At 72.9% G+C, this 26,515-nt stretch carries 30 protein-coding genes; 8 read left to right on the plus strand and 22 right to left on the minus strand.

Translation table 11 applies throughout. The features are described from left to right. Positions 1–56: 56 nt before the first annotated feature. The 5 genes from BLQ67_RS07430 to mgrA form a co-directional block, all read right to left on the minus strand. Positions 57–665, minus strand: coding sequence for a hypothetical protein (locus BLQ67_RS07430; RefSeq protein ID WP_157674716.1), 609 nt, complete (start codon positions 663–665; stop codon positions 57–59). 60 nt (positions 666–725) lie between these two features. Further along, positions 726–2,198: a serine/threonine-protein kinase gene (locus BLQ67_RS07435; RefSeq protein ID WP_172802269.1), complete on the minus strand. Its 1,473-nt coding sequence runs from the start codon at positions 2,196–2,198 to the stop codon at positions 726–728. A 97-nt stretch (positions 2,199–2,295) separates the two neighbouring features. Further along, positions 2,296–2,871, minus strand: coding sequence for a hypothetical protein (locus BLQ67_RS07440; RefSeq protein WP_092503837.1), 576 nt, complete (start codon positions 2,869–2,871; stop codon positions 2,296–2,298). An 11-nt stretch (positions 2,872–2,882) separates the two neighbouring features. Next, complete coding sequence (locus BLQ67_RS07445; RefSeq protein ID WP_092503839.1) at positions 2,883–3,515, minus strand: DUF6652 family protein; 633 nt, start codon at positions 3,513–3,515, stop codon at positions 2,883–2,885. 96 nt (positions 3,516–3,611) lie between these two features. Further along, complete coding sequence (gene mgrA, locus BLQ67_RS07450; RefSeq protein WP_231945197.1) at positions 3,612–4,688, minus strand: L-glyceraldehyde 3-phosphate reductase; 1,077 nt, start codon at positions 4,686–4,688, stop codon at positions 3,612–3,614. 68 nt (positions 4,689–4,756) lie between these two features. Between mgrA and BLQ67_RS07455 the strand changes: the two genes are divergently transcribed. Further along, positions 4,757–5,215, plus strand: a complete 459-nt coding sequence (locus BLQ67_RS07455) for a DUF2255 family protein (protein WP_092503843.1) — start codon at positions 4,757–4,759, stop codon at positions 5,213–5,215. Here BLQ67_RS07455 and BLQ67_RS07460 read toward each other — a convergent pair. The 10 genes from BLQ67_RS07460 to BLQ67_RS07505 all read right to left on the minus strand — a co-directional run bounded on the left by BLQ67_RS07460 (position 5,187) and on the right by BLQ67_RS07505 (position 16,110). Next, positions 5,187–5,537: a nuclear transport factor 2 family protein gene (locus BLQ67_RS07460; RefSeq protein WP_092503845.1), complete on the minus strand. Its 351-nt coding sequence runs from the start codon at positions 5,535–5,537 to the stop codon at positions 5,187–5,189. The two genes, BLQ67_RS07455 and BLQ67_RS07460, sit on opposite strands and share 29 nt — an antisense overlap. Positions 5,538–5,626: 89 nt before the next feature. After that, positions 5,627–6,796 carry an RtcB family protein gene (locus BLQ67_RS07465; protein ID WP_092503847.1) on the minus strand — a complete coding sequence of 390 codons (1,170 nt, stop codon included), beginning with the start codon at positions 6,794–6,796 and terminating at the stop codon, positions 5,627–5,629. 304 nt (positions 6,797–7,100) lie between these two features. Continuing rightward, a complete protein-coding gene (locus BLQ67_RS07470) occupies positions 7,101–8,048 on the minus strand; it encodes a transketolase family protein (RefSeq protein ID WP_092503849.1) in 948 nt (315 codons plus the stop codon). Next, entirely contained in the window at positions 8,045–8,911 is an 867-nt protein-coding gene (locus BLQ67_RS07475) for a transketolase (protein WP_231945198.1), read from the minus strand. Before BLQ67_RS07475 ends, BLQ67_RS07470 begins: the two co-directional genes overlap by 4 nt. 109 nt (positions 8,912–9,020) lie before the next feature. Further along, positions 9,021–9,989, minus strand: a complete 969-nt coding sequence (locus tag BLQ67_RS07480; RefSeq protein ID WP_197674642.1) for an NADP-dependent oxidoreductase — start codon at positions 9,987–9,989, stop codon at positions 9,021–9,023. Then, positions 9,986–11,491 carry an alpha,alpha-trehalase TreF gene (gene treF, locus BLQ67_RS07485; protein WP_092503853.1) on the minus strand — a complete coding sequence of 502 codons (1,506 nt, stop codon included), beginning with the start codon at positions 11,489–11,491 and terminating at the stop codon, positions 9,986–9,988. Before treF ends, BLQ67_RS07480 begins: the two co-directional genes overlap by 4 nt. A gap of 84 nt (positions 11,492–11,575) precedes the next feature. Next, positions 11,576–12,898 carry a dihydrolipoamide acetyltransferase family protein gene (locus BLQ67_RS07490; RefSeq protein ID WP_407922487.1) on the minus strand — a complete coding sequence of 441 codons (1,323 nt, stop codon included), beginning with the start codon at positions 12,896–12,898 and terminating at the stop codon, positions 11,576–11,578. Between the two features lie 7 nt (positions 12,899–12,905). Then, entirely contained in the window at positions 12,906–13,931 is a 1,026-nt protein-coding gene (locus BLQ67_RS07495; RefSeq protein WP_231945199.1) for an alpha-ketoacid dehydrogenase subunit beta, read from the minus strand. Next, positions 13,928–15,055 (minus strand): thiamine pyrophosphate-dependent enzyme, encoded by a 1,128-nt coding sequence (locus tag BLQ67_RS07500; protein WP_092503855.1) that lies wholly within the window; start codon positions 15,053–15,055, stop codon positions 13,928–13,930. Before BLQ67_RS07500 ends, BLQ67_RS07495 begins: the two co-directional genes overlap by 4 nt. Further along, positions 15,052–16,110, minus strand: coding sequence for a histidinol-phosphate transaminase (locus tag BLQ67_RS07505; protein ID WP_092503857.1), 1,059 nt, complete (start codon positions 16,108–16,110; stop codon positions 15,052–15,054). The genes BLQ67_RS07500 and BLQ67_RS07505 overlap by 4 nt, the downstream gene beginning before the upstream one ends. 100 nt (positions 16,111–16,210) lie before the next feature. Here BLQ67_RS07505 and BLQ67_RS07510 point away from each other — a divergent pair, with 100 nt between their 5' ends. Together BLQ67_RS07510 and BLQ67_RS07515 are read left to right on the plus strand one after the other, a co-directional pair. After that, entirely contained in the window at positions 16,211–16,618 is a 408-nt protein-coding gene (locus BLQ67_RS07510; protein ID WP_092503859.1) for a phage holin family protein, read from the plus strand. A 60-nt stretch (positions 16,619–16,678) separates the two neighbouring features. Continuing rightward, positions 16,679–17,617, plus strand: coding sequence for an NADP-dependent oxidoreductase (locus BLQ67_RS07515; RefSeq protein WP_231945200.1), 939 nt, complete (start codon positions 16,679–16,681; stop codon positions 17,615–17,617). 10 nt (positions 17,618–17,627) lie between these two features. On the opposite strand, the gene BLQ67_RS07520 is transcribed toward BLQ67_RS07515, so the two are convergent. After that, positions 17,628–19,109 (minus strand): hypothetical protein, encoded by a 1,482-nt coding sequence (locus tag BLQ67_RS07520; RefSeq protein ID WP_092503861.1) that lies wholly within the window; start codon positions 19,107–19,109, stop codon positions 17,628–17,630. Further along, complete coding sequence (locus tag BLQ67_RS07525; protein ID WP_092503863.1) at positions 19,106–19,378, minus strand: hypothetical protein; 273 nt, start codon at positions 19,376–19,378, stop codon at positions 19,106–19,108. The genes BLQ67_RS07520 and BLQ67_RS07525 overlap by 4 nt, the downstream gene beginning before the upstream one ends. 97 nt (positions 19,379–19,475) lie before the next feature. Here BLQ67_RS07525 and BLQ67_RS07530 point away from each other — a divergent pair, with 97 nt between their 5' ends. Beyond that, positions 19,476–20,012 (plus strand): low molecular weight protein-tyrosine-phosphatase, encoded by a 537-nt coding sequence (locus BLQ67_RS07530; protein ID WP_231945201.1) that lies wholly within the window; start codon positions 19,476–19,478, stop codon positions 20,010–20,012. A gap of 6 nt (positions 20,013–20,018) precedes the next feature. On the opposite strand, the gene BLQ67_RS07535 is transcribed toward BLQ67_RS07530, so the two are convergent. Beyond that, positions 20,019–20,558 (minus strand): CGNR zinc finger domain-containing protein, encoded by a 540-nt coding sequence (locus tag BLQ67_RS07535; protein WP_092503865.1) that lies wholly within the window; start codon positions 20,556–20,558, stop codon positions 20,019–20,021. A gap of 26 nt (positions 20,559–20,584) precedes the next feature. Here BLQ67_RS07535 and BLQ67_RS07540 point away from each other — a divergent pair, with 26 nt between their 5' ends. The 3 genes from BLQ67_RS07540 to BLQ67_RS07550 all read left to right on the plus strand — a co-directional run bounded on the left by BLQ67_RS07540 (position 20,585) and on the right by BLQ67_RS07550 (position 22,847). Continuing rightward, positions 20,585–20,788, plus strand: coding sequence for a hypothetical protein (locus BLQ67_RS07540; RefSeq protein WP_092503866.1), 204 nt, complete (start codon positions 20,585–20,587; stop codon positions 20,786–20,788). A gap of 87 nt (positions 20,789–20,875) precedes the next feature. Continuing rightward, positions 20,876–22,255, plus strand: coding sequence for an adenylosuccinate lyase (gene purB / locus BLQ67_RS07545; protein ID WP_092503868.1), 1,380 nt, complete (start codon positions 20,876–20,878; stop codon positions 22,253–22,255). Between the two features lie 10 nt (positions 22,256–22,265). After that, a complete protein-coding gene (locus BLQ67_RS07550) occupies positions 22,266–22,847 on the plus strand; it encodes a GNAT family N-acetyltransferase (protein ID WP_157674718.1) in 582 nt (193 codons plus the stop codon). Here the strand turns inward: BLQ67_RS07550 and BLQ67_RS07555 are convergent. From BLQ67_RS07555 to BLQ67_RS07570, 4 genes are read right to left on the minus strand one after another with little or no spacing between them, the layout of a single operon-like run. After that, entirely contained in the window at positions 22,820–23,413 is a 594-nt protein-coding gene (locus tag BLQ67_RS07555; protein WP_092503871.1) for a hypothetical protein, read from the minus strand. The genes BLQ67_RS07550 and BLQ67_RS07555 overlap by 28 nt on opposite strands. A 1-nt stretch (position 23,414) precedes the next feature. Beyond that, positions 23,415–23,876, minus strand: coding sequence for a hypothetical protein (locus BLQ67_RS07560; RefSeq protein WP_092503873.1), 462 nt, complete (start codon positions 23,874–23,876; stop codon positions 23,415–23,417). A gap of 54 nt (positions 23,877–23,930) precedes the next feature. After that, a complete protein-coding gene (locus BLQ67_RS07565) occupies positions 23,931–24,590 on the minus strand; it encodes a cache domain-containing protein (RefSeq protein WP_157674719.1) in 660 nt (219 codons plus the stop codon). Next, positions 24,587–25,321, minus strand: a complete 735-nt coding sequence (locus BLQ67_RS07570; protein WP_092503876.1) for a FadR/GntR family transcriptional regulator — start codon at positions 25,319–25,321, stop codon at positions 24,587–24,589. Before BLQ67_RS07570 ends, BLQ67_RS07565 begins: the two co-directional genes overlap by 4 nt. Before the next feature lie 117 nt (positions 25,322–25,438). On the opposite strand from BLQ67_RS07570, the gene BLQ67_RS07575 reads away from it, so the two are divergent. After that, on the plus strand, positions 25,439–26,515 hold the full coding sequence (locus BLQ67_RS07575) for an ABC transporter ATP-binding protein (protein ID WP_092503878.1): 1,077 nt from the start codon (positions 25,439–25,441) through the stop codon (positions 26,513–26,515).

Below are 26,515 nucleotides of genomic sequence, written 5' to 3' on the forward strand. Positions count from 1 at the left end.
CGAACGCGCGGGTCCGCTCGTCGCTTCCCGCCGAGGGTGGCCCTGCTGGACCCCGGCTACGGCTGGCGCTGCTGCAGCTGGGCGAACGCGGCCCACTCCCGCGGGTCGGGCGCGGGCATCGGGGTCCTGCGCAGGCGGCGGATGCGGTGCGCCACGACGAGCGACGCCACGATGTCGACGACGAACACGAAGTGCAGCGGCAGCAGCGTCCAGAAGAACCCGGCGCCGATGACGCGATCGCGACGCATGCGGATGAGCGCCGCGACGCCGTAGGCCGACGTCGGCACCATGATCACGTACGTGACGGTCGAGAGCACCGCGGCGCTGACGAGGGCGGCGGGGCCGAAGAACAGCAGGATCGCGCTGAAGGTGGCCGCCGACAGGAAGTTCAGCACGAAGAAGAGGATCGACGACAGCTTCACCGCGACCATGCCGGTCGCGAGGCGCGCCACGTCGCGGCGCCGTGCCGTGCGCACCGCATCGACGATCGCCGCGACCGAGATCGCCAGGTAGAGCACGAACCAGCCGAGCCAGATGAAGAAGAGCACGTCCCAGCCCACGTCGGCGCCCGGCGCGATCGGCAGCACGTTCGTCATCATGAACGCGTAGACGAGCATGCCGACCCCGCCGACCAGCAGCCACGCGGCCATCGTCCACCGGATCATGCGACCCCCTCCGTCGTCACGAGCATCGACGACGCGGCTGCAGGTGGACTGGATGCGCGGCTACGGGGAGGGCGAGGGTGCAGGGTCGGCGGGCGTCGTCTCCGTCGGCGCGGGCGACTCCGACGGCGCGGGGTCAGTCGGCGTCGTGGTCGGCTCGGGGTCGGTCGGCGGCGTGGTCGTGGGCGCCGGTTCGGCCGGCGTCGTCGTGGCGGGCGTCGACGGCTGCGGCTGGGGCGCCGTGGTCGTGGGCGTCGGCGTCGCGGACGGGGTCGCCGACGGCGACGGCGACGTGGTCGGCGAGGGTGACGGAGACGCGCTCGGCGACGGCGTGGGGCTCGGCGTCGTGCGGTCGGCCTCGTCGGCGGGAGCCGACGGCGACGCATCCTGCTGCCCGAGTCCCTGGATCGCGAGCGCCCCGGCACTGACGGCACCCGCCACGAGCACGACGCCGACCGTGGCGAGCACGGCGATGCGGCGACGGCGACGCGCGGGCAGATGCTCGGCGTCGGCGTCGGATGCCGCGCCGACGGCCACCGGTGCCGTGTCGGAGTCGAGGGCGGCCGCACCGACGGCGGGCAGCAGCGCGGTACGGGCGCCGCTGTCGGCATCCTCGACCTGGTCCGCGAGCGGCACGGCGGTCGTCGCGACGTCCGACTCCACCGGCGCCGCCAGCTGCACGGGCACGCCGTCGAGCGCGGCGAGCAGCTCGCGCACCTCGTCGGTCGTCGGACGCTCGGCGGGCTCGCGGGCCGTCATGCCGCGCAGCAGCCACGCCCACCGCTCGTCGAGCGCCGGCGGCATGACGGGATCGCGCAGCATGCGTGCCGTGAGCGCCTCGATCGCGGGACCGGCGAACTCCCGCTCGCCCGTGATGGTCTCGAGCAGCACGAGGCCCAGAGCGTAGACGTCGGCGGCTGGCCCGACGGTGCCGCCGGTCGCCTGCTCGGGGCTCAGGTAGGCGGCGGTGCCGAGCACGGCACCCGTGGCCGTGAGCTCGCCGCCGCCGTCGACGGCCGCGATGCCGAAGTCCGCGAGGCGCGCGTCGAAGTCGTGCTCGGCGAGCGGCGACGGCGCGAGCAGGATGTTCGACGGCTTCACGTCGCGGTGCACGATGCCCGCGGCGTGCACGACCGCGAGCGCCTCGGCCAGGTCGCGCGCCATGCGCAGCAGCTCGGCGTCGGCGATCGGCCCCTCGGCACGGCGCTGCGAGAGCGTCGGCCCGTCGACGAGCTCCATGACGACGACGATCGAGTCGTGGCCGTCGACGCGTGCCGACACGGCGTCGAAGACCGTGACGAGCGCGCGATGGCTCAGCCGGGCCAGCAGCTCGACCTCGGTGCGCTCGCGCTCGTGCGCGGCGGGGTCGGATGCGCCGTGCGTGACCGCCTTCAACGCGACGTCGCGGCCCAGCAGCTCGTCGCGGCCGCGGTGCACGCTCGCCGTGCCGCCCGAGCCGATGCGCTCGCCGACCCGGTAGCGGCCCGCGAGCAGGGCTCCGGGCGCGAGCGGATGCTCGGTGTCGTCCGCGTGCATGCCTTCGCTCTCCTCCGTGCCCCGCATCCGAGCCTAGGCATCCCGGCGCGCGGGTGCTGCCGGTTGCGCTGCGCGAGGGGATGCTGCATGCGGCCGGTCACTCGGGGCGCTGCTGCAGGCGCTGGAACGCCTCCCACTCCTGCCGCGGGTCCGGCTGCGGCGCGGACGGCGCGACGTGCAGCATGCGGGCGACGATGATCGACGCGACGAGGTCGGTGACGAGCACGAGGTGCATGAGCGCGAGCACCGCGGCGAGGCCGCCGCCGACGGCGCCGAGGCGGCGCAGTCGCACGACGCCCGCGATGCCGTAGAGCGACGTCGGCACCATGAGCACCGTCAGCAGGACGACGAGGCCGATGGTCACGAGGATGCCGGTGGGCGGGTGCAGATGGAACATGGTGGTCGCCACCAGCACCGAGAAGCCGGCGGCGAGGCACAGGAAGACGACGCCCGCGGCCTTCACGGCCACGATGGCCTGCACGAGCGTGCGCGTCGTGCCCCGCTGCATGCGTCGCACGGCGTCGACGATCACGGCGATCGAGACGACGAGGTAGGCGACGGGGAGCACCGTGAACAGCGTCGAGACGATGGGCGAGGGGTCGTCGTAGATCGCACGGAGGCCGATGAAGCCGGGCGCCATCAGCGCCGCGCCCAGCAGCAGCACGACCACCATCGCCCAGCGGATCATCGGGCCCCCGGCAGCCCGCTCGGCAACGGCACCGGCAACGACACGGGCTCGGCAGGCACCGTCGGATCGACCGGGCGCTCCGCCCGCACGAGCCTGCGGATGCGCATCGCCACGACGATCGAGCTCACGACGTCGAGCACGAAGAGCACGTGCAGCACGAGATGCGGCCAGAGGAAGCCGTGGCCGATCGCGCGATCGCGCCGGAGGCGGATGAGCGCGGCGACGCCGTAGACCGACGTCGTGAGCATGATGCAGAAGGTGCCGGCGACCATCACCGGCACGACGACGGCGACGAGCGGGCCGCCGCGCACGAGCGCCACGACCGCGATGAGCACCGCGCCCGCGAAGTTCACGAGGAAGAACGGGATGGCCGAGACCTTCGCGAGCACGGCGCCGCGAGCGAGGCTGCGCACGTCGCCGCGGATCGCGGCCTGGATCGCGTCCGCGAGCGCGAGGAGGGCCGCGGCGGCGTAGCCGAACGGCATCCCCGTGAGCAGCCACGCAGGCACCTGCACGAACAGGGCGTTCGCGTCGCCCGAGAGCGCCGACCACCACGCGGCGAGCACCACCGCACCCAGCACGAGCGTGATGGCGAACAGCACCTGCACGGCGAGCGACACCCAGCGCACGCGAACCTCCCGTGGTCGACGCGCCCAGCATGCAGGTCGACCCGCAGCGCCTCGTGCGAGGCGGCTGCGGGTCGACTGGATGCGCTGCGGCGGCGGCTAGCGGTTCGCCGACTCCTGCCAGGCCTTGAGGCCCACGTCGACGCCCTCGACGGCCGCGTCGATGCGCGCGAGCTCGTCGGCCGTGAGCGCGGGCGCGTCGAGTGCCGCGAGATTCTCGTCGATCTGCTCGGGCCGCGAGGCGCCGATGAGCGCCGACGTCACGACGTCGTCGCGCAGCACCCACTGCAGCGCGAGCTGCGCGAGCGACTGGCCGCGCTCCCGCGCGACGTCGTTCACCGCGTTGAGGATCGCGACGGTCTCGTCGGGCAGCGGCTTCGACGACAGCGAGCCGCGCTGCATGCGCCGCTCGGCCGTGCCGTCGCCGAGGTACTTGCCGGTGAGCAGGCCCTGCGCGAGCGGCGTGAACGCGATCGCGCCCATGCCCGCCGAGCGCAGCGCATCCGTGAGCCCGTCCTCGACCCAGCGGTTCAGCATCGAGTAGGCCGGCTGGTGGATGACGAGCGGCGTGCCGAGACGCTCGGCGATCGCGTGCGCCTCGGCCGTGCGCTCGGCCGAGTACGACGAGATGCCCACGTAGAGCGCCTTGCCCTGGCGCACGAGCGTGTCGAGCGCGCCGATGGTCTCCTCGAGCGGCGTCACGGGGTCGGCGCGGTGCGAGTAGAACACGTCGACGTAGTCGATGCCCATGCGGGTCAGCGACTGCTCGGCGCTCGCGAGGATGTACTTGCGCGAGCCCCACGATCCGTACGGGCCGGGCCACATGGGGTAGCCGGCCTTCGACGAGATGATGAGCTCGTCGCGGTAGCGGCCGAGGTCCTCGCGCAGCATGCGGCCGAAGTTCGTCTCGGCGGTGCCGGGAGGCGGGCCGTAGTTGTTGGCCAGGTCGAAGTGCGTGATGCCGCGGTCGAACGCGTGCCGCAGCAGCGCGCGCTGGTCGTCGAACGGGATGTTGTCGCCGAAGTTCCACCACAGGCCCAGCGAGATCGCGGGCAGGTAGAGGCCGGACGTGCCGACCTGTCGGTATCGGTCGACCGCGTAGCGGTCGGGCGCCGCCGTGTAGGGGCGGTGCAGCTCGAAGGTCTCGGGATTCCAGCGGGGGGCGTCGTCGCTCACCCTCCCCACGCTAGCGGGGGCATGCCAGGGCCTGGATGCGCTGCCAGCGGAACGGCATCGTCGACGGCATGACCGAAGCATGGGATGCCGCCGAGCTGCGCAGGATCGACGCCGTCGACGAGCTCGAGATCGCGTCGCGCCGACCCGACGGGTCGCTGAGCCCCGACGTCACGATCTGGATGGTGGCCGCCGGCGGGGCGCTGTTCGTGCGGTCGGCGTACGGCGTCGAGAACGGCTGGTACCGCCGTGCCGCGCGCCGCGGCGCGGGCCGGGTGTCGGCGGGCGGCGTGACGAGGGACGTCGCGTTCGCGCCGGCCGGCGAGTCGGACCAGGATGCGGTCGACGCCGCCTACCGAGCGAAGTACGGCGCCCGCTACCCGTCGATCGTCGGCTCGGTCGTGTCGGCGGCGTCGCAGGCGGCCACCCTCCGCGTCACCCCCCCAGAGTTGAGGTTTTCGGCCCGATGCGAGGTCACATCGGGCCGAAAACCTCAACTCGTCAGTCGCGGCGGACGTACCACTCGGTGAAGTCGCAGGCGCGGCCGAACGCATCCAGCCGCACGACCCAGAGGTTGTCGTACGTCGAGCCCTCGGCGTACGACGTGACGCCCTGGATCACCGCGACGTCGCCCTCCTCGGCCACGATGTGCCAGTCGAACGTCCACGACCCCGGCGCATCCGCCTCCTCGTGCCACATGCGCACGATCGCGTCGATGCCGATCGCCGGCTCGTCGTCGGAGGGGTAGCCGCGGTAGATCGCGTCGGGCGCGAACGCGGCGCGCACGACGTCGTCGTCCTCGGTGAGCCACGCCTCGACGTAGCGCTCCACGAAGTCCTCGGCCCGCGTCATCGCATCGACCTCCTGCAGCGAGCGTAGCGACGGGGCGCCGCCGGGCTCGCATCCACGAGCCCGACGATGCCCCGTCGGAGGGTTGAGCGTCAGTCGCCCTTCACGTTCACGAGCTGGCGCAGCGTGTGCCGCACCCGCACGAGGTCCGCCGCGTCGGCCATGACCTGGTCGATCGGCTTGTACGCCTGCGGGATCTCGTCGATGAACGCGTCGGTGTCGCGGTACTCGATGCCGACCATCGCCTCCTGCAGCTGCTCGCGAGTGAACTCGCGCCTCGCCGCCGCCCTCGACCGCGTGCGCCCGGCACCGTGCGGCGCCGAGTGCAGCGACAGCGGGTTGCCGAGGCCCTCGACGACGTACGACGCCGTGCCCATCGAGCCCGGGATGAGCCCCATCCGTCCGGCGTCCGCCTGGATGGCGCCCTTCCTCGACACCCACACGCGCTTGCCGAAGTGCTGCTCCGACTCGGTGAAGTTGTGGTGGCAGTTGATCCGCTCGAGCTCGTCGATCGGCACCCCCATCCACCGCCCGAGCTGGTCGGCGACGCGGTCCATCATCTCCTCGCGGTTGAGCAGCGCGAACCGCTGCGCCCACCGCAGCTCGCGGATGTACCTCGTGAACTCCGGCGTGCCCTCGACGAGGTACGCGAGGTCGGGCTCGGGCAGGTCGATCCACCACTGCTTCGCGAGCCGCTGGGCGACCTTGATGTGGTGCTGGGCGATCTTGTTGCCGACGCCCCTCGAGCCCGAATGCAGGAACATCCACACCCTGTCGGTCTCGTCGACCGAGACCTCGATGAAGTGGTTGCCGCTGCCGAGCGACCCGAGCTGCTCACGCCACCTGCCCGCGTACGACGCCGGGTCGAAGCCCGCCTGCTCGGCGAGCGCCTCGAGCTCCGCGATCCGCGGCTCGGCCGTGTGCCGGATCGTGCGGTTGTCGTGGCCGGCCGACAGCGGGATGCTGCGCTCGATCTGCGAACGCAGCTCCGCGAGGTCGCGACCGGCGAGGTCGTCGCGCACGAGCTGGGTGCGCACGGCGATCATGCCGCAGCCGATGTCGACGCCGACGGCCGCGGGCACGATGGCCCCGAGCGTCGGGATGACGGATCCGACCGTGGCACCCCTGCCGAGGTGCGCGTCCGGCATGAGCGCCAGGTGCGGGTAGATGAACGGCATGCTCGACGCGGTGCGGGCCTGGTCGAGGGTGTTCTCCTCGATGAGGCTCGCCCACGACAGCAGGCGGTTCGTGAGCTTCTCCATGGTTCCTTGGTTTCCTCGTGATGTGCGGCGTTCGTGCGAAGCGGTTCGGGACCGCTCGCCGCATCACGTGGATGTGCAAGGAAGCCCCGGACCTCTCGGTGCGGGGCGTGGAGCGATGGGTGCTATCGCTCGGCGTCCGGCGCCGGAGGGGTCGACTCAGGTCGACCGAAGCGCTGGTAGCGCTGGGCCGCATCCAAGGACAGCGTCCTCGTGACCATGGTCGGATCCCTCTCGGGGCGAATGCCGTGTTGCAGCTGCGCACGGTGCGCAGCCTTGCGACGCTAGCGGTGTGCTACTCGATGCGTCAAGTGCTGGGTGACACCGCCTCGTGCAGGGCGCGCAGGCGCGTCGTGAGGCTCGCGGCGTCGAGGCCGTGCTTAGCCAGCAGCTCGGCGTAGGGCCCGTAGCCGATGTGCACGTGCGGCACGGCCACGATGTCGACGCGGCCGGCGGCCTCCGCGGCCACGACCTCGGCGACGCGCGCGCCGAGCCCACCCGTCGGGTAGTGCTCCTCGATGGTCACGACGCGGCCCGTGCGGCGCACGCTCTCGAGCACCGCAGCAGCGTCGATCGGCGACACCGTGGGCATGCCGATGAGGTCGATCTCGATGCCCTCGGCACGCAGCGCATCCACCGCCGCCACGACCTCCGCGGCGATGTAGCCCGTCGTCACGACCGTCATCGCGTTCCCGCTGCGCAGCGGGTACGCACGGCCGATCTCGAAGGAGCCGCGCGGCACGAGGTCGCCGAGCGGGCTCGCGCCGATGCGCATGTAGACCGGCCCCTCGTGCTCGAGCATCGCGACCGATGCATCCACGATCTGGCCCGCGTCGAGCGGCGCGAGCACCACGACGCCCGGGATGGCGCCGATGATCGCGTAGTCCTCGAGCGAGTGGTGCGTGGGGCCGAGGTCCGAGTACGTGAAGCCGCCGTTGCGGCCCACGACCTTGACGTCCTGCCGCATGTAGCCGACGTCGTTGCGGAACGCCTCGAACGCGCGGCACGTCACGAACGCCGCGATGGCGCAGAACACGGGCTTGAGGCCCGTCGTGGCGAGGCCGGCGGCGACGCCCGTCGCGCCGTGCTCGGCGATGCCGGTCTCGACGTAGCGCTCGGGATGCCGGGCGCGGAAGTCGCCGAAGCCCGAGCTCTTGCCGCTGTCGGCCGAGAGCACGACGACGCGCTCGTCGCGCTCGGCGAGCGCGGTCACCGCGGCGCCGAACGTGGTCCTGGGGTCGTGCAGCGTGGTCATGCGAGCACCTCCGAGAGGGACGCGACGTCGGCGTCGGCATCGGCGACCGCCGCTGCGAGCTCGTCGGGCTTCGGCTTCCAGTAGTGGGCGGCGACCGTGCCCTGCACCGAGCGCACGCCGAGACCCTTGATCGTGTGGGCGACGACGGCGCGCGGCCGATCCGAGCGCGCCGCGAGCGCGGGGACGAGCTCGTCGAGGTCGTGCCCGTCGACCTCCTGCACCTCCCAGCCGAACGCGACGAGCTTGTCGACGATCGGCTCCATGTCCATGACCTCGGCCGTCGTGCCCGAGATCTGCATGCCGTTGACGTCGACGATCGCCGTGAGCCCGTCGAGCCCGTGGTGCGCCGCGATCGCCGCAGCCTCCCAGTTCGACCCCTCGGGCAGCTCGCCGTCGCCGAGCAGCGTCCACACGCGCGTCGGCAGCCCCTGCATCCGCGCGCCCATCGCGATGCCGGCCGCGATCGCGAGGCCGTGGCCCAGCGCGCCCGTGTTCGCCTCGACGCCCGTGAGCTTGTGCATGTCGGGGTGGCCGCCGAGCGGGGTGTCGAGGCGGCCGTAGGTGTCGAGGATGGATGCGTCGAAGAAGCCGCGGTCGGCGAGCACGGCGTACTGGCACATGGCCTTGTGGCCGGCGGACAGCAGGAAGCGGTCGCGCGCCGGGTCGAGCGGGTTCGCGGGATCGATGCGCAGCACGCGGCCGTAGAGCGCCGTGACGATGTCGATGGCCGACATCGCGCCGCCGAGGTGGCCGGCGGGCGTCGACTCGAACATGCGCAGCACGTTGCGGCGGGCGCGGGCCGCCGCGAGCTCGAGGTCGGGATGCGCGCTGCGCGCGGGCGTGCGGACGTCGGCTTCGGTCACTTCGGCACCTCGCTGTGCTGGACGTGGGTTGTCTAGCCCAGTATATGCAAGTGTGTGCAAGTCGTCCATGGCAGCGCGGATGGTCGGGCGGGGAAGGCCGCTGCGGCGGTCAGCGCAGCGGAGAGTCCAGGGTCGGATCGACCACGATCTTGCCGACGGCGTGGCCCGTCATCGACCGCCGGTACGCCGCCTGCACGTCGCCGAGCGCGTGGACCGAGTCGATCGGCAGCTCGAGCTCGCCTGCCGCGAGCAGCGCCGCGACCTGCGCGAGCTCCACGGCGCCTGCGGCGGCGCCGCCGACGCCGAGCACGCCGTGCGCCGCGACCGCAGGAGGGTCGGCGACGGTGTCGATGCGGTGGCGGGCGACGCCGAGCGCCAGGGCTGCGGCGACCGTGCCGTGCCCCACGGCATCCACCGCGGCCGTCGCGCCCTCGGGTGCCGCCGCGCGCACGCGCTCGACGAGGCCGTCGCCGTACGCGATCGGCTCGATGCCGAGCCGACGCAGCAGCCGGTGGTTCCTCGGGCTCGCGGTGCCGAGCACGCGGGCACCCGTGCGCCTCGCGAGCTGGGCTGCCAGCACGCCCACGCCGCCCGCCGCGCCGCTCACGAGCACGGTGTCGCCGGGCGCGACGTCGACGGCGCGCACGGCAGCGAACGCCGTGCGTCCCACGACGTTCAGCGCACCGGCCACGATGACCTCGAGCCCGTCGGGCACGCGCACGAGCCCGCCGGGAGCCGTGACGAGGTGGTCGGCCATCGCGTGGAAGCGCAGCCCGCCGAGCACGCGATCCCCCACGCGCCACGCCTGGTCGACGTCTGCGCCGACCTCCACGATCGTGCCGGCGAAGTCGTAGCCCGTGCCCGACGGCAGGTGCCGGTCGTACGGCTCGAACATCGGGCCGCCGCCGAAGATCTTCCAGTCGACCGGGTTCACGCCGGCCGCCTCGATGCGCACGAGCACCTCGTCGTGCGTGGGCACCGGCACCGGCACGACCTCGATCTCGAGCACGTCGGGGCCGCCGAAGCGGTGGTGCACGACGCGACGCGACGTCGACGCGCGCTCGGCCGCGTCGCTCACCGCGACGACGCCCGCTCGGCGAGCAGCGCCGCCGTCACGCCGTTCGACCAGCCGAAGCCGTCCTGCAGCTCGTACTCGCCGCCGCCCCCGATGCCGTCGTCGCCGTCGATCTCGTACTTCTCGATCAGCTTGTGCTCACGATCGAACACGCCCTGCATCGTCGCGAGCCACCGCTCGGCGATCTCGTCGCCCAACGGCAGGTGGTGGCGACGGAACCCCTCGATCGCGAGCCACTGCAGCGGCGCCCAGCCGTTCGGCCGGTCCCACTGGTCGCCCGTCTCGTGCTCGCTCGTGCCGATGCCTCCCGCGCGCAGCAGCCTCGCGCGCACGGCCTCCTCGGTCCGTCGCGCCTGCTCGTCGCTCGCGCAGCCTGCGAAGAGCGGCACGACGCACGCGCCCACGATCGACGGCCGCGACGCACCGGTGCGCAGGTCGTGGTCGAGGTAGGCGCCTGCCTCGTCGTCCCACAGCCAGCGGTCGATCGCTGCGCACCGATCGGCGGCCGCAGCGGCGAAGCGCTCGGCGGACTCGTGGTCGCCATCCGCCTCGCTGAGCCTCGCGACGAGCCGCTCGAGCACGACGAGCAGCGCGTTGAGGTCGACGGGCACGATCTGCGTCGTGCGGATGGTCGAGAGGTCGTCCGGCACGTCGTTCCACCGCGACGAGAAGTCCCAGCCCGACGCGGCGCCCGCGCGCAGGTCCCGGTACACCTCGTGCGCTGGGCGGTCGGACGCGGAGGCGGTCGCGACGTCCTCGCGGTACGACTCCTCGCGCGGCGAGTCGTGGTCGTCCCAGTACCGCTGCAGCACGGCGCCGTCCGGCATCGCGACCGAGGCGCGGTGCGCCTCGCCGGGCCGCAGCGCGTGGGCGCCGTCGACCCAGTACGCGTGCTCGCGTCGCAGCGCGTGGAGCATGTCCCTGCCGTCGAGCGCCCCGCACGCCTCGGCGAGCTCGACCATGCACGCGAGCATCGGCGGCTGCGAGCGGCTGAGGTAGTACGTCCGGTTGCCGTTGGGCATGTGGCCGTAGCGATCGATGAGCGACGCGATCGCCTGCACGGCGTCGCGCACCGACTCGGTCCGGCCGCTCGCAGCGAGCCCGAGCATCGAGAAGTAGGTGTCCCAGTAGTACAGCTCGCGGAAGCGTCCGCCCGGCACCGGGTACGGCGTCGGCACGTCGATGAGCGATCCCATGAGCCTCGGCGACGCGCGGTGGGTCAGCGGATCCCACAGGCGCTCGATGTGCGCCGCGAGGTCGTCGGATGCGTGCGGGTGGAAGCCGCTGTGCGCCGGCCGCGGCTCGTCGAAGTGCTCGCCGACGAAGACGGCGAGGTCGAAGCCCTCGCGGTTCCGCTCGCGACGGTAGGCGCGCAGGATCTGCTCGGGATCGTCGCGCGGCACGCAGTCGACGAAGGTCTTCGAGTCGTCGAAGACCTCGCCCTCCTGCACGGCGAGGAAGAGCTCCTGGTAGCGCTCGGCGGGCGTGAGGGTGTCGGCGGCCATCGGCTCCCCTGGATCGGCGTCACCCCAGTCAAGCAGGACGCCACACGTGCATCGGGCGCTCGACGCGCCCCACGACGAGACCCGTCAGTCGAGCAGCAGCGCCGGCTCCTCGAGGATCGACGCGACGTCTGCCACGAAGCGCGAGACGATGTCGCCGTCGATCGCACGGTGGTCGAACGAGCCGCCGACCGTCGTCACGAAGCGCGGGCGCACCTCGCCGTCGACGACCCACGGCTTCTGCTTGATCGTGCCGAGCGCGATGATGCCCGTCTCGCCCGGGTTGAGGATGGGCGTGCCCGTGTCCATGCCGAACACGCCGATGTTCGTGATCGTGATCGTGCCGCGCGCGAGGTCCGCGGGCTGTGTGCGCCCGTCGCGGGCCGTGAGCGTGAGGTGCTCGAGCGCCTTCGCGAGCTCGAGCAGGCTCATGTCCTGCGCATCCTTGATGTTCGGCACCAGCAGGCCGCGCGGCGTCGCCGCCGCGATGCCCAGGTTCACGTAGTGGTGCACGACGAGCTCGTCGCCCGTGAACGTCGAGTTCACGTTCGGGTTGCGGCGCGCAGCCCACAGCACGGCGCGCGCCATGATGAGCAGCGGCGACACCTTGACGCCCGCGAAGTCCGTCGACTGCTTGAGGCGCGCGACGAACTCCATCGTGCGCGTCGCATCGACGTCGACGAACACGCTCACGTGCGGCGCCGAGTACGCCGAGTCGACCATCGCCTGCGCGATCGCCTTGCGCACGCCCTTCACGGGGATGCGCTCCTCGCGGTCGCCCGACCACGCGGCGGGCGTCTCGAGGTTCTTGAAGACGCTCGGCTGCTCGGCGGCGCGCACGACGTCGTCGCGCGTGACCTCGCCTGCGAGGCCCGTGCCGACGACCGACACGAGGTCGACGCCGAGGTCGCGCGCGAGCTTGCGGATCGGCGGCTTCGCGATCGTCGGCACCGCGGATGCGGCGGGCACGGATGCAGGGCGCGCGGGCTCGTTGCGCACGGGAGGCTGCTCGACGGTGCGGGGCTTGCGACGGCGGGTCTGCGCGTCGCCGCGCACGCCGTAACCGACGAGCACGGCGCCGGGCTCGTCGTGCGTGATCGTCGCCTGCACGTCGGCGACGGCCTCGCTCGTCTCGACCGCCGTCGGGTCGACGGGCTCGGGCGCCGCATCCGCACCGTCGGCGATGCGGATGATGGGCGAGCCCACCTCGACGGTGTCGCCGGGCTCGGCGAGCAGCGCCTCGACGCGGCCCGCGAAGGGGCTCGGCAGCTCGACGAGCGACTTCGCGGTCTCGATCTCGAGGATCACGTCGTTGACGGCGACCTCGTCGCCCACCGCGACCTTCCACGCGACGATCTCGGCCTCGGTGAGGCCCTCGCCGGGATCCGGCAGTCGGAACTCCTGCATCATGCCTCCATCAGTAGGCCAGCACGCGGTCGACGGCGTCGAGCACGCGGTCGGCGTCCGGCAGGTACACGGCCTCGAGCGCGGCCGGCGGGAACGGGGCGTCGAAGCCCGAGACGCGCAGCACGGGCGCCTCGAGCGAGTAGAACGCGCGCTCGTGGATCGTCGCGGCGATCTCGGAGCCCACCGACACGTGGCCGGGCGCCTCCTGCGCCACGACGACGCGGCCGGTGCGCTGCGCGGACTCGACGATGGGGCCGAAGTCGATGGGCGACAGCGAGCGCAGGTCGATGACCTCGCACGACGTGCCCTCGCCCTCGGCGATCTGCGCCGCCTGCAGCAGCACGTGCACCATGGCGCCGTGGCCCACGAGCGTCACGTCGGTGCCGGGCTTCGCCACGACGGATCGGTGCAGCGGGCCGGGCGGCGTCGACAGGTCGACCTCGCCCTTCGCCCAGTACTTCGCCTTCGGCTCGAGGAAGATCACGGGATCGTTGCCCTGGATCGCCTGCTGGATCATCCAGTACGCGTCGTTCGCCGTCGACGGCGACACCACGCGCAGGCCCGACGTGTGCGCGAAGTACGCCTCGGGGCTCTCCTGGTGGTGCTCGACGGCGCCGATGTGCCCGCCGTAGGGGATGCGGATGACGACGGGGAACGAGACGGTGCCCGCGTGCCGCGACGTGAGCTTCGCGAGCTGCGACGTGATCTGGTCGAACGCCGGGTAGACGAAGCCGTCGAACTGGATCTCGCAGATCGACCGGTAGCCGCGCATGGCGAGGCCGATCGCGGAGCCGACGATGCCGGACTCGGCGAGCGGGGTGTCGAGCACGCGCCTCCGGCCGAACTCGGCCTGCAGGCCGTCGGTGACGCGGAAGACGCCGCCGAGCGGGCCGATGTCCTCACCCAGCAGCACGATCTTCTCGTCGGCCGCCATCGCGGCGCGCATGCCCGCGTTCAGAGCCTTCGCGATGGGCATCGTCACGGTGCCCGAGGGCGCGGATGCTGCCTGGGTCGCGGTGGTGGCTGCGTCGGTCATGCGTCGCCTCCGAACGATGCCTCGAACTCCGCGAGCGCGAGCTTCTGCTCGGCGAGCGGCGCGTGCGGGTCGGTGTAGACGTGGTCGAAGATCATGTCGCTCGGCGGGCTGCCGGCCGAGAGCGTGCGGCGGCGCACGTCGGCGGCGGTGTCGGCCGCCTCCGCCTCGATCGACTGCAGCAGCGCATCCTCGACGCCCTGCGAGCGCAGGTGCGCCGCGAGGCGGGCGATGGGGTCGCGGCGCTGCCACGCCGCCTCCTCGTCGCTCGAGCGGTAGCGCGTCGGGTCGTCGCTCGTCGTGTGCGCGCCCATGCGGTACGTGTCGGCGGCGATGTAGCCGGGGCCCTCGCCCGCGCGGGCGGCGTCGAGCTCGGCGCGGCCGACCGCGAAGGCGATGAGCGGGTCGTTGCCGTCGATCCAGTGCGCGCGGTGGCCGAAGCCCGCGGCGCGCAGGTGCAGCGGCGTGCGCGACTGCGTGCTCGACGGCACCGAGATCGCCCACTTGTTGTCCTGCATGTACGTGACGAGCGGGGCGTCGTACGTCTTCGAGAACACGAGGCCCTCCGACGCGTCGCCCTGGCTCGAGGCGCCGTCGCCGTAGCAGACGAGCACGGCCTCGTCGCTGGCGAGGTCGCCCGTGCCGACGTTGCCGTCCATCGTCACGCCCATGGCGTAGCCCGTCGCGTGCAGCGCCTGCGTCGCGATGACGAGCGAGTAGATGCGGCAGCCGCGGGTCTCGTCGGGGTCCCAGCCGCCGTGGCGAGCGCCGCGGAACACGTCGATGATCTGCATCCACTCGACGCCGCGCACGTGCGCGATGACGTGCTCGCGGTACGAGGGGAAGACGGTGTCCTGGTCGCGCATCGCGAAGGCCATGCCGACCTGGCCGCCCTCCTGGCCGACCGACGGCACCCACAGGCCCAGGCGACCCTGGCGCTGCAGGTTGCGCGCCTCCATGTCGACCGCGCGCGTCTCGACCATCGCGCGGTGCATGGCGATGCGGTCGTCGAGCGTCAGCTCGTCGGCCAGCGCGTGCCAGCGCTCGGTCGCGGCGCTCAGCACGAGCGCACCCTCGGCGTCGAGCAGCCGCAGCGGCTCGTCGAGCTCGGTGACGGCCACCGTCATGCGAGCTCCCGGATGCGACGCACGGCATCGACGATGCCGTCGTGCGCCTCGCGCTCGGCGACCGTGATGCGCACGCCGTCGGGGAACTGGCGCGCGACGATCGCGACGTCGTCGAGGATGCCGGCGATCGCCTCGACCTGGTCGGGGCGGGCGGCGACCCAGAGGAAGTTGCCGTGCGCCTCGGGCACGGGGGTGCCGGCGTCGGCGAGGCGCTGCTGCAGCGCGTCGCGGTCGGCGGCGAGCTCCTCGACGCGGGCGAAGAGCTCGCCCTCCGCCTCGATGCTCGCGAGCGCCGCCTGCGTGGCGAGGCCCGTGACCGACAGCGGGATGCCCGAGATCGTCGCGGCGCCGATGATCGTCGGGTCGGCGATGGCGTAGCCGACGCGCAGGCCCGCGAGCCCGTACGCCTTCGAGAAGGTGCGCAGGATCACGACGTTGTCGTGGTTCGCCTGGGCGGCGAGGCCGTCGACCGTCGGCACCTGCACGAACTCGATGTAGGCCTCGTCGAGCATCACGAGCACGTCGGAGGGCACCTTCGCGATGAAGGCGTCCCACTGCTCCTGGCTGATGATCGGGCCCGTGGGGTTGTTGGGGCTGCATACGAACACGGCGCGCGTGCGCTCGGTGATCGCGGCGGCCATGGCGTCGAGGTCGTGCTCGGCGGTGGCCGTGAGCGGCACCATGATCGGCGTCGCGCCTGCGACCTGCACGAGCAGCGGGTACGCCTCGAACGAGCGCCACGCGAAGACGACCTCGTCGCCGGGGCCGGCGACGGCCGTGACGAGCTGCATGATGCCCGAGACGGAGCCGTCGGAGACCATGATGCGCTCGGGCGCGACGCCGTGCTTCGCCGCGAGCGCGGCGACGAGCGAGGGCGCGCCGGCGGCCGGATACCGGTTCACCGTGGCGGCCTGCTCGACGATGGCGTCGACCACCGAGGGCAGCGGGGGGAAGGGGTTCTCGTTGCTCGAGAGCTTGAATCCGCCCTCGGGAGCTGGCCTCCCCTGCTTGTAGGCGGGGATGGCCCGGATCGCGTCACGCAGTCGTACTGGCACGCACCCAGGCTATGGCGAAGGTCCGTCTGCCGGGGCATGGATGCATCCAACGGGCCACATCCGCCGCCCCGATGCAGGGAGTGGATGGGATGATGTCGACATGCGCTTCCTGCTGCGAATCGCGGGCACGGCCCTGTCGATCTGGATCGTCACGCTCATCGTGCCCGGCATCCACATCGTGCCGTTCGCCGAGGGCGTGTGGCCCGAGGTCGGCACGCTGCTGCTCGTCGCCGTCGTGTTCGGCGTCATCAACGCCACGATCGGCAACGTCATCCGCATCGTCGCGTTCCCCATCTACCTGCTGACGCTCGGCATCGCGGCGCTGTTCGTGAACGCGCTGCTGCTCATGTGCGTGCACTGGATCTCGGAGGCGGTGGGCTTCGGTCTGCGACTCGACGGGTTCTGGTGGGGCTTCCTCAGCGCGATCCTCATCTCGTTCGGCACGTGGCTCGTGACCGTCATCACGCGGCCGCTGTGGCGCAAGGAGCGTGCTCGCGACCGCGAGTGACCCGCGCCCGCTGAGGGCAAGGGCTGGAATGCACGCCCGCTCGCACCGTTGGATCGAGGCATGAGCGAGCAGACGATGCAGGCGGTCGTGTACGACGAGTTCGGCGGGCCCGAGCAGCTCGTGCTGCGCGAGGTCGCGGCGCCGACGCCCGGGCCGGGCGAGGTGCGCATCCGCGTCAAGCGCGCCGGCGTGAACCCCGTCGACTGGAAGGTGCTGGGGGGCGGGCTGCGCGGCCTCATCCCCCACGTGCTGCCGATCGTGCCGGGCTGGGACGTCGCTGGCGTCGTCGACGCGCTCGGCCCCGACGTACCCGAGCTCGCCGTGGGCGACGAGGTGCTCTCGTACGCGCGCAAGGACTGGGTGCAGCAGGGCACGTTCGCCGAGCTCGTGACCGTGCGCGTCGTCGACGTGGCCCGCAAGCCAGAAGGGCTGTCGTGGGATGCGGCGGGCGCGCTGCCGCTCGCGGGCCTCACGGCCGAGCGCGTGCTCGACGCCGCGGGCGTGAGCCTGGGCAGCACGGTGCTCGTGCACGGCGCCTCGGGAGGCGTCGGCACGCTGGCGGTGCAGCTCGCGCGGCTGCGCGGCGCTCGTGTGATCGGCACGGCGTCCCTGTCGGGCCACGACCGGCTGCGCGCGCTGGGCGCGGAGCCCGTCGCGTACGGCGACGGCCTGGTGGATGCGGTGCGCGCGCTCGCGCCGGAGGGCGTCGACGCCGTCGTCGACCTGGTGGGCGGCGTCATGCAGCAGACCCTCGCGGTGCTCGCCGAGGGCGGCCGCCACGCGTCGATCGCCGACCACGCCGCGGGCGAGCACGGTGGCCGCTGGGTGTGGGTGCGGCCCGATGGCCCGCGGCTCGAGACGCTCGCGCAGCGCGTCGCCGACGGCGAGCTCGACGTCGAGATCGCGGGCTCGTTCCCGCTCGCCGACGTCGCGGGCGCCTTCGCGCAGAGCATGTCGGGCACGACGCGCGGCAAGCTCGTCATCCACGTCGCCGACTGACCGGCGCCGCTCACCGCTGCACGTCCCAGCCGGCCGACTCGACCTCGATCGGCCCGAGCTGCGCGGTCTCGACGGGTGCCCACACGGCGTCGACGACGTCGTCGTCGAGGGCGTCGAGCTGCTGCGCGGTGTCCCAGTACGCCTCGGGGTAGTGGCCGCCGACCCACAGGTCGGAGAGTGGCTGCCCCGCGTCGTCGTAGCGCCGCGTCGTGATCTCGTCGAGGTTCGGCGACCCCTCGAGCACGAGGCGGTCGTCGACGTGGGGTCCGGCCAGCGCCGAGACGACGTCGGAGTCGTTCTGCACCGCGACGGCCATCGTGCCCTCCGGCACCGCGACCCGACCCACGGGCCCGGCGAACGTGACGACCGAGTGCACGCTCACGCCCGCGCCGAGCGCGGCACCGGCGACGGCGGCACCGCCCTGCGAGTAGCCGAACATCTGCACGACGTCGCCCTCGCCGATGCCCGCCTCCTCCATCGCCTGCAGCACGGCGTCGGCGCTGCCGAAGGTCTCGCCGCCCTCGACGTTCATGGCGTTCTCGGTGTTCGACGTCATGTCGTAGGCGGTGTCGGGGTGGTCGAAGGCGAACTCCTGCGTACCGCCCGCGAACACCTGATAGACGACGGTGCCGTCGGCGAGCTCGTAGCGATCGATCTCGACGTTCGACTCCATCGACTGGATGCGCGCGAACGCATCCGTGTACGACGCGGCGGGCGCCTGCCCCTGCACGGCACCCGTCGCACCGCGCTCGATCGTGACGGGAGTGGATCCCGGCAGTCGGGGCGCGTGACCGGTCACCACGAGCCCGAGCAGCGTCGCGACCATGGCGCCGGCGCCGAGCGCATGGTCGTCGCGCCATGGCGACCCGGGCAGCAGCGCGAACCCCGCGCCGACGTCGTCGAGCTGCGCCATGGCGAGCCGCAGCGCGTCGACGAACACGGGATGGTTCACGAGGTCGGGGCCGTGCTGCTGCACGAGCGACTGCAGCCCCTGCAGCAGCGGCGCGGCGAGCCGACTCGCGGCGTCGATCGCGCCGCCGGCGAGCGACAGCACGTGCGGGTTGCGCGCCGCGAGCGCGACGAGCGGCATGAGCAGCACGCCCGCGCCGACCACCGCGATGCCGAGCCCACCGACCGCGGCGGTGACGAACGCGCGCGTCGCGACGCCGAGCCCGACCGAGAGCCGATCGGCCGCCCAGTCGACGGCGCCCCGCACGACGGCGTCGGTCGTCTGGTAGCTCCAACCCGCGAGGTCGACGGCGACGCCGAGCCGGTCGAGGTCGCCGATCGCGAGCCCGCACGCCGCCTCCGCATCGTCGGCGAGCGCCTGCACGCCCGCGACGACCGCAGCGTCGTCGATCGACAGTGCCGCTGCACTCGGCCACGTGCGCGTGCGCAGGCGCGACTGCGCCCGCTCGAGCTCGTCGCGCACCTCCGCGAGCCGGGCGCGCACGACCGCGGCACCGTCGGGACTCCAGCCGACGACGGTCACGAGATGATCCGATCGAGCAGCGGCACGGCCTGGTCGAGGTCGGCGTGGATGCCCTCGAGCGACATGCCCATGCGTCCCAGAGCGTCCCGCAGCGACTGCGAGGCTGGACCGAACCAGTCGAGCGTCGTCGACGGCACGTCGGCGATCGCCGAGGTCATGGCGCTGCGCGCGGCGACGAGGTCGTCGCGCAGGTCGCGCAGCGACGCCCGCGCGGCAGCGCGCACGATCGCGATGGTGGGGTCGTCGTCTGGCGTGAGCGGGATCTGCATGGCAGGCACCCTGCACCCGGCCCCCGTCGCGACGACCCCGCCTGCACGCCGCCTGTGGATGGATGCCCCGCACTCCCGCCTGTGGAGGATCCTTGCCATGATGAGCACCGTGACCATGGACCGCGCGTTCCTCGACGCATCCCGGTTCCGCATCTGCTTCGTGTGCACCGGCAACATCTGCCGATCGCCCATGGCGTCCGCGGTGCTGCGACGCCTCGCCGAGGAGCACGGCGTCGCGGATCGCGTGCTCGTGACGAGCGCCGGCGTGAGCGACTACCACGTGGGCGAGACGGCCGACGAGCGCACGATCGACGCGCTCGAGCGCTCCGGATACCCCGCATCCGACCACCGCGCGAAGCACTTCACGCGCAAGTGGTTCGACCGCTTCGACCTCGTGATCGCGCTCGATCGCGGCCAGGAGCGCGTGCTGAAGCAGCTCGCGCGCGACGACGAGGCGCGGTCGAAGGTGCGACTGCTCATGGCGTTCGAGCCCGATCCGCCGACGCTCGACGTGCCCGATCCGTACTACTCGGAGCCCGAGACGTTCGACGCGGTGCTCGCGCAGATCGAGTCGGCGTGCCGACGACTGTTCCGCCAGATCCACCCGGTGCTCGCGGCGTCGCGCCGCGCCTGACGCCCGTCAGCCCGCGCGCCCGCGCGCCCGGTGCCTGCGCACGCCGTCGCGGTTCGCGCACCGCACGGAGCAGTAGCGCTGGCGACCGTTGCGCGTGACGTCGACGACGACGTTCGCGCAGTCGTCGCCCGGCGCGAGCCCCGCGGCGCAGCGGGCGAGGCGGTGCATGCCCCTCGTCGTGACGTGCAGCGCGGTGCCGACGGCGATGACGGCCCGCAGCACCTGCGGCAGCCGCTGGTCGTCGTCGCGGTAGTGGAGGTGCCAGTCGCCGTCGTGGTCGGTGAGGCGCGGGTAGGCGGTCGCCGCCGCCATCTGCGCGTTGAGCAGCGCTGCGCGCGCGTCGGGCGTGGGTGCGTCGACGACGGCGAGCCAGGCGTCGACGACGTCGCGGGTGCGCGCGTGGTCGGTCGGCGAGGCGGGCGCGTAGACCGCGGTCATGCCGTGCTCGTACGTGCGAGCGACGATGCCATCGCGGTCGGCGGGCCAGTCGTTCGCGAGCGATGCGGCGAGCTGCACCGCGTACTCGCCGTAAGGGTTGAGTTGCACAACGGCATTACAGCACGCTCGTGCACATGGCATCCACCGCGCTCGAGCAGCATCCGCAGACCCGTCCGATCGCCGTGCACGAGCACGGCTGGGCGACGGAGTCGCAGCACGCGACGAGCGAGGGCGTCGTGCGGTACGTGCGCTGCGCCGGATGCGGCAGCCGCCGCGTCGACGTCGAGCCCGCCGGCGCCGCGCCGCCGATGGCGGCGAGCGCGGTCGTCGGCCCCTGACCGCCAGCATCGCGACGGCGATGCCACGGATGGGATGATGGAGCACGTCCACGCGCGCACCGCGCCCAGGCCGACCCCGAGGACGTCATGACGCTTCCCCCGCAGCCCGTCTCCCCGCTCGACGGCCGCTACCGCACCCAGGTCGGCGCGATCGGCGAGCACCTGTCGGAGGCCGCGCTCAACCGGGCCCGCGTGCACGTCGAGGTCGAGTGGCTCATCTTCTGCGCCGAGCGCGGCCTGTTCTCGACGCCGTCGATCAGCGAGGCGGATGCCGCGAGCCTGCGCGAGTGGGCCGCGGGCTTCGGCCAGGCCGAGATCGACTGGCTCGCCGGCAAGGAGGCCGTGACGCGCCACGACGTGAAGGCCGTCGAGTACCTCGTGCGCGACCGCCTCGCCACCCAGGGCCTCGACGCCCTCGCGGAGGCGACGCACATCGCCTGCACGAGCGAGGACGTCAACAACCTCTCGTACGCGCTCACGATCCGCGACGCCGTGCACGAGGTGTGGATGCCGGCGCTGCGCGAGGTGATCGGCCGCCTGTCGGGCCTCGCCGTCGAGCACCGCGACCTGCCCATGCTCGCCCACACGCACGGCCAGCCGGCGACGCCGACGACGCTCGGCAAGGAGATGGCCGTGTTCGCGTGGCGTCTCGAGCGCGTCGCGGGCCAGATCGAGGACGTCGAGGTGCTGGGCAAGTTCGCCGGCGCCACGGGCACGTTCTCGGCGCACGTCGTCGCCGACCCGCAGGCCGACTGGCCGAACCTCGCCAAGGAGTTCGTCGCGGGCCTCGGCCTGACGTGGAACCCGCTGACGACGCAGATCGAGAGCCACGACTGGCAGGCGGAGCTGTTCCAGCGCGTCAGCCACGCGGGCCGCATCCTGCACAACCTCGCCACCGACGTGTGGACTTACATCATGATGGGCTACTTCACGCAGATCCCCGTCGAGGGTGCGACCGGCTCGTCGACGATGCCGCACAAGATCAACCCCATCCGCTTCGAGAACGCGGAGTCGAACCTCGAGATTGCGAGCGCGCTGCTCGAGTCGCTCGCGGCGACGCTCGTCACGAGCCGCCTGCAGCGCGACCTCACCGACTCGTCGACGCAGCGCAACGTGGGCGTCGCCATCGGCCACTCGCTGCTCGCGCTCGACAACCTGCGCAAGGGCCTCGGCGAGATCGCCGTGTCCGAGACGCGGCTCGCAGCCGACCTCGACGGCAACTGGGAGGTGCTCGCCGAGGCGATCCAGACCGTCATCCGCGCCGAGGTGCTCGCAGGCACGTCGTCGATCGAGGACCCCTACGCGCAGCTCAAGGGCCTCACGCGCGGTCACCGCGTCGGCCAGGCCGAGCTCGCGGCGTTCGTCGACGGCCTCGACATCTCGGATGCGGCGAAGGAGCGCCTGAAGGCCCTCACGCCGCACTCGTACATCGGCCTCGCGCCGGAGCTCACCGACCTCGCCCCGTAGGCCCCGCGTGGTGACGCGTCGCGAGCGGGCGGAGCGCCTGCGCATCGTCGGCGAGCGCTGCGTGCTGCGCGACTGGGCGCTCGGCGACGCCGAGCCGCTGCGGGCGCTGCTCGACCCGCGTGCGTCGTGGCACGACACGAACGGCCCCTACCTCGGGCGGCCGACGCCCGAGGACATGACGCGCGTGCGCGACGGCTACCTCGCCCTGGCGGCGATGCCCGCCGACCAGGTGCCCATGCCCCGCGCGTCGCTCGCGATCGCGGATCCGCAGACGGATGCCGTGCTCGGCTGCGTCTCGTGGTCGTGGGAGAGCCGCGAGACCGACTGGCGTCGCATCGGCATCGTGCTGTACGACGAGCGCAAGCGCGGCCGCGGCATCGGCCGCGAGGCGCTCGCGCTGTGGACCGACCACCTCTTCGCCGTCACCGACGCGCTGCGCCTCGACCTCGCGACGTACTCGGGCAACGTGGGCATGCAGCGCGCCGCCGAGGCGGCGGGCTTCACGCTCGAGGCGCGGATGCGGCAGGCCCGCCGCTGGTCGGGCGGCGTGCACGACGCGCTCGTCTACGGCGTGCTGCGCTCGGAGCGCTGACGCTCGTTCCACACGTCGAGCGCGCCGTCGGCGACGCCGTCGAGCGCGAGGTCGATCGTCGTCGACGTCTCGGCGATGCCGACGATCGCGGCCTCGACGTGGACCGTCAGCGCACCGGAGGGCGGCGTCGGCCACAGCCAGGCGCTGTGCCGGTGCACGACGCTGCTGCCGTCGCCGCTGCCGCCATGGCTCCGCAGCATCAGGTGCGGCGACTCGGGCGGCTCATCGCCGAGGGTCATGTGCCAGTCGCCGCCGCCCGCCGCGATGGACGACGTGCCGTCGGCGAGCGTGACGCCGAACCGGAAGGGCTGCACGAGCCGCCCGAGCCGATGCAGGACGTCGTCGTCGCCTCGCACGTCGAGCCGCATCGCGAACGCGAGGCCCTCGCGGTGCACGTCGACGCGCACGAGGTGGATCGCCGCGTGCTCCGACCGGCCGAGCAGACGCAGGACCGGCAGCGCGACGGGCAGCTCCTCGCGAGGCGGCTCGAGCCAGACGGGCGTCGCGCGGTGCGTGGGGCGCGTCTGCGGCGGCGCCGGCGGCAGTGGAGGGAAGAAGGGGGCCACGTCACTCCATGCGGTCGATCGTGATGGTCGCGGTCGACCACCACGGCGGCGCGATCGGGGTGCCGACGTCCCACTCCATCCCGAATCCACGGATCCAGAGGATCGTCGCGGCGATCGCGAGCAGGGGCACGACGATCGCGGCGACCTCGCACGCGGGAGCGAGCCACGCGAGCCGTCCGCGCACCTCGCGCGTCGCCCACGCGAGGGCGAGCAGCGCGAGCACGACGAGCGCGACGAGGGGCGATGGGCCGAGCTCGATCGCGTAGGTGAGCGGTGCCTCGGTCGTCGGCTGCCCCTGCCCGTCGATCCACGATCCGTCGCCTGCGATGCCGCCGACGCCTCCGCCGATCGAGCCGCGCGCGATCCACGAGTAGCCCAGCAGCATGACGACTCCGGTGATGACGAGCCGCCGCGTCGGAAGCCTCCGCGTCGCCGTCGGTGCCTGCTGCGTGTCGGTGCTCATGCTGCGCCTCTCGTCCCCTCCACCGTCGCATGCGCGACATCGGGGCACAAAGACTCAGCGCGGGAGCGCCACCGAGAGCTGCGTACCCGGCACCGGCTCGAGCGCGTAGCCGTCGAGCACGTCGGCGCGCAGGCGGCGCTGCACGAGCACGCCGGGATCGGTGGATGCCGCGACCCGACCCTCGCTCGTGACGACGAGCGCGCCCGCACCGGCGGCGCGCAGCGCGTCGCCGATGGCGCGCTCGAACTCGGGCACCGTGACGTCGGCGCCGACGACGCCCGCGAACGCGCCGTCGACGACGAGCGGCGCCGTGAACGTGAGCGTCGCCTGGTCGGTGCAGAGCAGGTCGACGTAGGGGCCGGTCATGTGGGGCGCGGCTGTGTCGGCGGGCACGCGGTACCACTCGAGGTCCTCGTACGACCGCACGTAGCCGCCGTCGGTGGCGCCAGCATCGAGTCTGCGCACGTCGCGCGCAGCGCCGAGCGCCTGCCACCACGCCATGAGCGGCTGGCCGACGCGGCGCGGGTCGACGACGAAGCCGCCGCCGAAGACGACCGACCGCGCCGCGAGCTCCGCGCCCATCACGCGCTCGACGACCGTGAGGGCGGCCGCGGGGTCGAGCGCCACCGCGCCGTCGCCCAGCGAGCCCTGCAGCCTGGCGATGACCGCCTCGGCCTCGCCCACGACCTGCTGCACCGCATCCACCGCGCTCATGCGAGCCTCCGCTTCGCCTCGAGCAGCCATCGCACCGCGCGATCGCATGCCGCCTCGACCTCGTCGCGCGCCCGGTCGCCGTCGCCGTCGCGGAGCGCGGCGACGAGCCGCTCGCCGTCGGCGTGCGCCGCCTCGCGCTCGCCGTGCTCGTGCAGCGACGCCCACAGCAGCGGGCCGTCGGCGTGCTGGAATCGCACCTGCTCGCGCACGAGGCGCACGGATCGGCTGAGCGCGACGACCTGCAGGTGGAAGCCGCCGATGCCGCGACGGGCCGTGAGCTCGTCGTCGAAGTCGATGCCGGCGAGGTCGCGCGCGAGGGCATCGGCCTCGAACGCCGATGCCTCCTCGGCCGCGAGCGCAGCGGCGGTGCCTGCGATGGCGACGGCGTGCACGCCGAGGTCGGCGAGCTCGGCGCTCGACAGGCCGCGGATGCGCCGCTCGACGGCCTCGACGCGGTCGGCGTCGTCCATCGTCACGAACGAGCCGCCGCGGCGCCCGCGCTGCGTCGTCACGAGGTGGCGGTCGCGCAGGTCGGCGAGCGCCTCGCGCACGGTCGCGGGGGCGACGCCGAAGCGCTCGGCGAGGCGCGACTCCGCGGGCAGGCGCTCGCCGGGGTGCAGCATGCCGAGCACGATCGCCTCCTCGAGGCGGGCCGTGACGGCCTCGGTGCGACCGACCTCGTCGATGGGCGCGAAGACGGCGGAGCGCGCGAGCGTCGCAGGTTGCTCCAACCGGGTCCCCCGTCTCGGATTCGTGACGCAACCGTAACACCGCCGACTTCCAAACCTTCGGAAACAGAGGTTTTATGGTGCGCACGTCACAGCATCCGCACAGCCAAGGGAGCACGCGTGGCAGCAGCGCACGACCCGGCCATCCGCCTCAGCGGACTCCGCCGCGAGTTCGGACCCGTCATCGCCGTCGACGGCATCGACCTCGACATCGCCGAGGGCGAGTTCTTCTCGATGCTCGGGCCCTCCGGCTCTGGCAAGACGACGGTGCTGCGACTCATCGCCGGCTTCGAGACCCCCACGGCGGGCGCCGTCGAGCTCTTCGGCAAGGACGTCTCGGCCGACGCTCCCTACGACCGGCCCGTCAACACGGTCTTCCAGGACTACGCGCTCTTCCCGCACATGAGCGTGCTCGACAACGTCGCGTACGGCCTGCGCGTGCGCGGCATCGGCAGGGCCGAGCGCACCCGCCGCGCGACCGAGGCGCTCGAGCGCATGCGCCTGGGCGACTTCGCGCGGCGGCGCCCGAGCCAGCTCTCCGGCGGCCAGCGCCAGCGCGTCGCCCTCGCCCGCGCCATCGTCGTCGAGCCGCGAGCGCTGCTGCTCGACGAGCCGCTCGGCGCCCTCGACCTCAAGCTGCGCGAGCAGATGCAGGTCGAGCTCAAGCAGCTGCAGCGCGACCTCGGCATCACGTTCGTCTTCGTGACGCACGACCAGGACGAGGCGCTCACGCTCTCCGACCGCATCGCCGTGTTCGACGCCGGGCGCATCCAGCAGGTCGGCGCGGCCGCCGAGGTCTACGAGCGCCCCGCGACGCCGTTCGTCGCGACGTTCGTCGGCACCTCCAACCTCTTCGACGACGCGCAGTCGCGCGCGCTGCTCGGCCACGGCGGCATCCACGCCATCCGCCCCGAGAAGCTGCAGATCCACCGCGGCGAGACCGGCGACGGCCTGGCGGGCACCGTCGCCGAGGTCATCTACGCCGGTGCGATCGTGCGCTGCGTCGTCGACACGGATGCGGGCATGCGCATGACGGTGCTCGAGCAGTCGTCGTCGGGCCACGCGAGCGTCGGCCGCGGCGACCGCGTGCGCCTCGCCTGGGCCGACGCCGACGTGCGCGACCTCGTCGAGCCGGAGCCCGCGGCGCCCACGACCACCGACGACCAGTCCCCCTCCCCGGCGACGGCATCCGCCTGA

The organism is Agrococcus jejuensis, from assembly GCF_900099705.1.
GTDB classification, from domain to species: domain Bacteria; phylum Actinomycetota; class Actinomycetes; order Actinomycetales; family Microbacteriaceae; genus Agrococcus; species Agrococcus jejuensis.

Bases quoted from the DNA above. Each gene is read 5' to 3' on its own strand.
- BLQ67_RS07495 (WP_231945199.1), bottom strand. From the start codon at position 13,931: ATGACCGACGCAGCCACCACCGCGACCCAGGCAGCATCCGCGCCCTCG.
- BLQ67_RS07525 (WP_092503863.1), bottom strand. From the start codon at position 19,378: ATGCAGATCCCGCTCACGCCAGACGACGACCCCACCATCGCGATCGTG.
- BLQ67_RS07490 (WP_407922487.1), bottom strand. From the start codon at position 12,898: ATGATGCAGGAGTTCCGACTGCCGGATCCCGGCGAGGGCCTCACCGAG.
- BLQ67_RS07510 (WP_092503859.1), top strand. From the start codon at position 16,211: ATGCGCTTCCTGCTGCGAATCGCGGGCACGGCCCTGTCGATCTGGATC.
- BLQ67_RS07440 (WP_092503837.1), bottom strand. From the start codon at position 2,871: ATGGTGGTCGTGCTGCTGCTGGGCGCGGCGCTGATGGCGCCCGGCTTC.
- BLQ67_RS07530 (WP_231945201.1), top strand. From the start codon at position 19,476: ATGATGAGCACCGTGACCATGGACCGCGCGTTCCTCGACGCATCCCGG.
- BLQ67_RS07470 (WP_092503849.1), bottom strand. From the start codon at position 8,048: ATGACCACGCTGCACGACCCCAGGACCACGTTCGGCGCCGCGGTGACC.
- BLQ67_RS07435 (WP_172802269.1), bottom strand. From the start codon at position 2,198: ATGCACGCGGACGACACCGAGCATCCGCTCGCGCCCGGAGCCCTGCTC.
- purB (WP_092503868.1), top strand. From the start codon at position 20,876: ATGACGCTTCCCCCGCAGCCCGTCTCCCCGCTCGACGGCCGCTACCGC.
- BLQ67_RS07560 (WP_092503873.1), bottom strand. From the start codon at position 23,876: ATGAGCACCGACACGCAGCAGGCACCGACGGCGACGCGGAGGCTTCCG.
- BLQ67_RS07500 (WP_092503855.1), bottom strand. From the start codon at position 15,055: ATGACGGTGGCCGTCACCGAGCTCGACGAGCCGCTGCGGCTGCTCGAC.
- BLQ67_RS07465 (WP_092503847.1), bottom strand. From the start codon at position 6,796: ATGGAGAAGCTCACGAACCGCCTGCTGTCGTGGGCGAGCCTCATCGAG.
- BLQ67_RS07565 (WP_157674719.1), bottom strand. From the start codon at position 24,590: ATGAGCGCGGTGGATGCGGTGCAGCAGGTCGTGGGCGAGGCCGAGGCG.
- BLQ67_RS07515 (WP_231945200.1), top strand. From the start codon at position 16,679: ATGAGCGAGCAGACGATGCAGGCGGTCGTGTACGACGAGTTCGGCGGG.
- treF (WP_092503853.1), bottom strand. From the start codon at position 11,491: ATGGCCGCCGACACCCTCACGCCCGCCGAGCGCTACCAGGAGCTCTTC.
- BLQ67_RS07430 (WP_157674716.1), bottom strand. From the start codon at position 665: ATGATCCGGTGGACGATGGCCGCGTGGCTGCTGGTCGGCGGGGTCGGC.
- BLQ67_RS07460 (WP_092503845.1), bottom strand. From the start codon at position 5,537: ATGACGCGGGCCGAGGACTTCGTGGAGCGCTACGTCGAGGCGTGGCTC.
- BLQ67_RS07455 (WP_092503843.1), top strand. From the start codon at position 4,757: ATGACCGAAGCATGGGATGCCGCCGAGCTGCGCAGGATCGACGCCGTC.
- BLQ67_RS07540 (WP_092503866.1), top strand. From the start codon at position 20,585: ATGGCATCCACCGCGCTCGAGCAGCATCCGCAGACCCGTCCGATCGCC.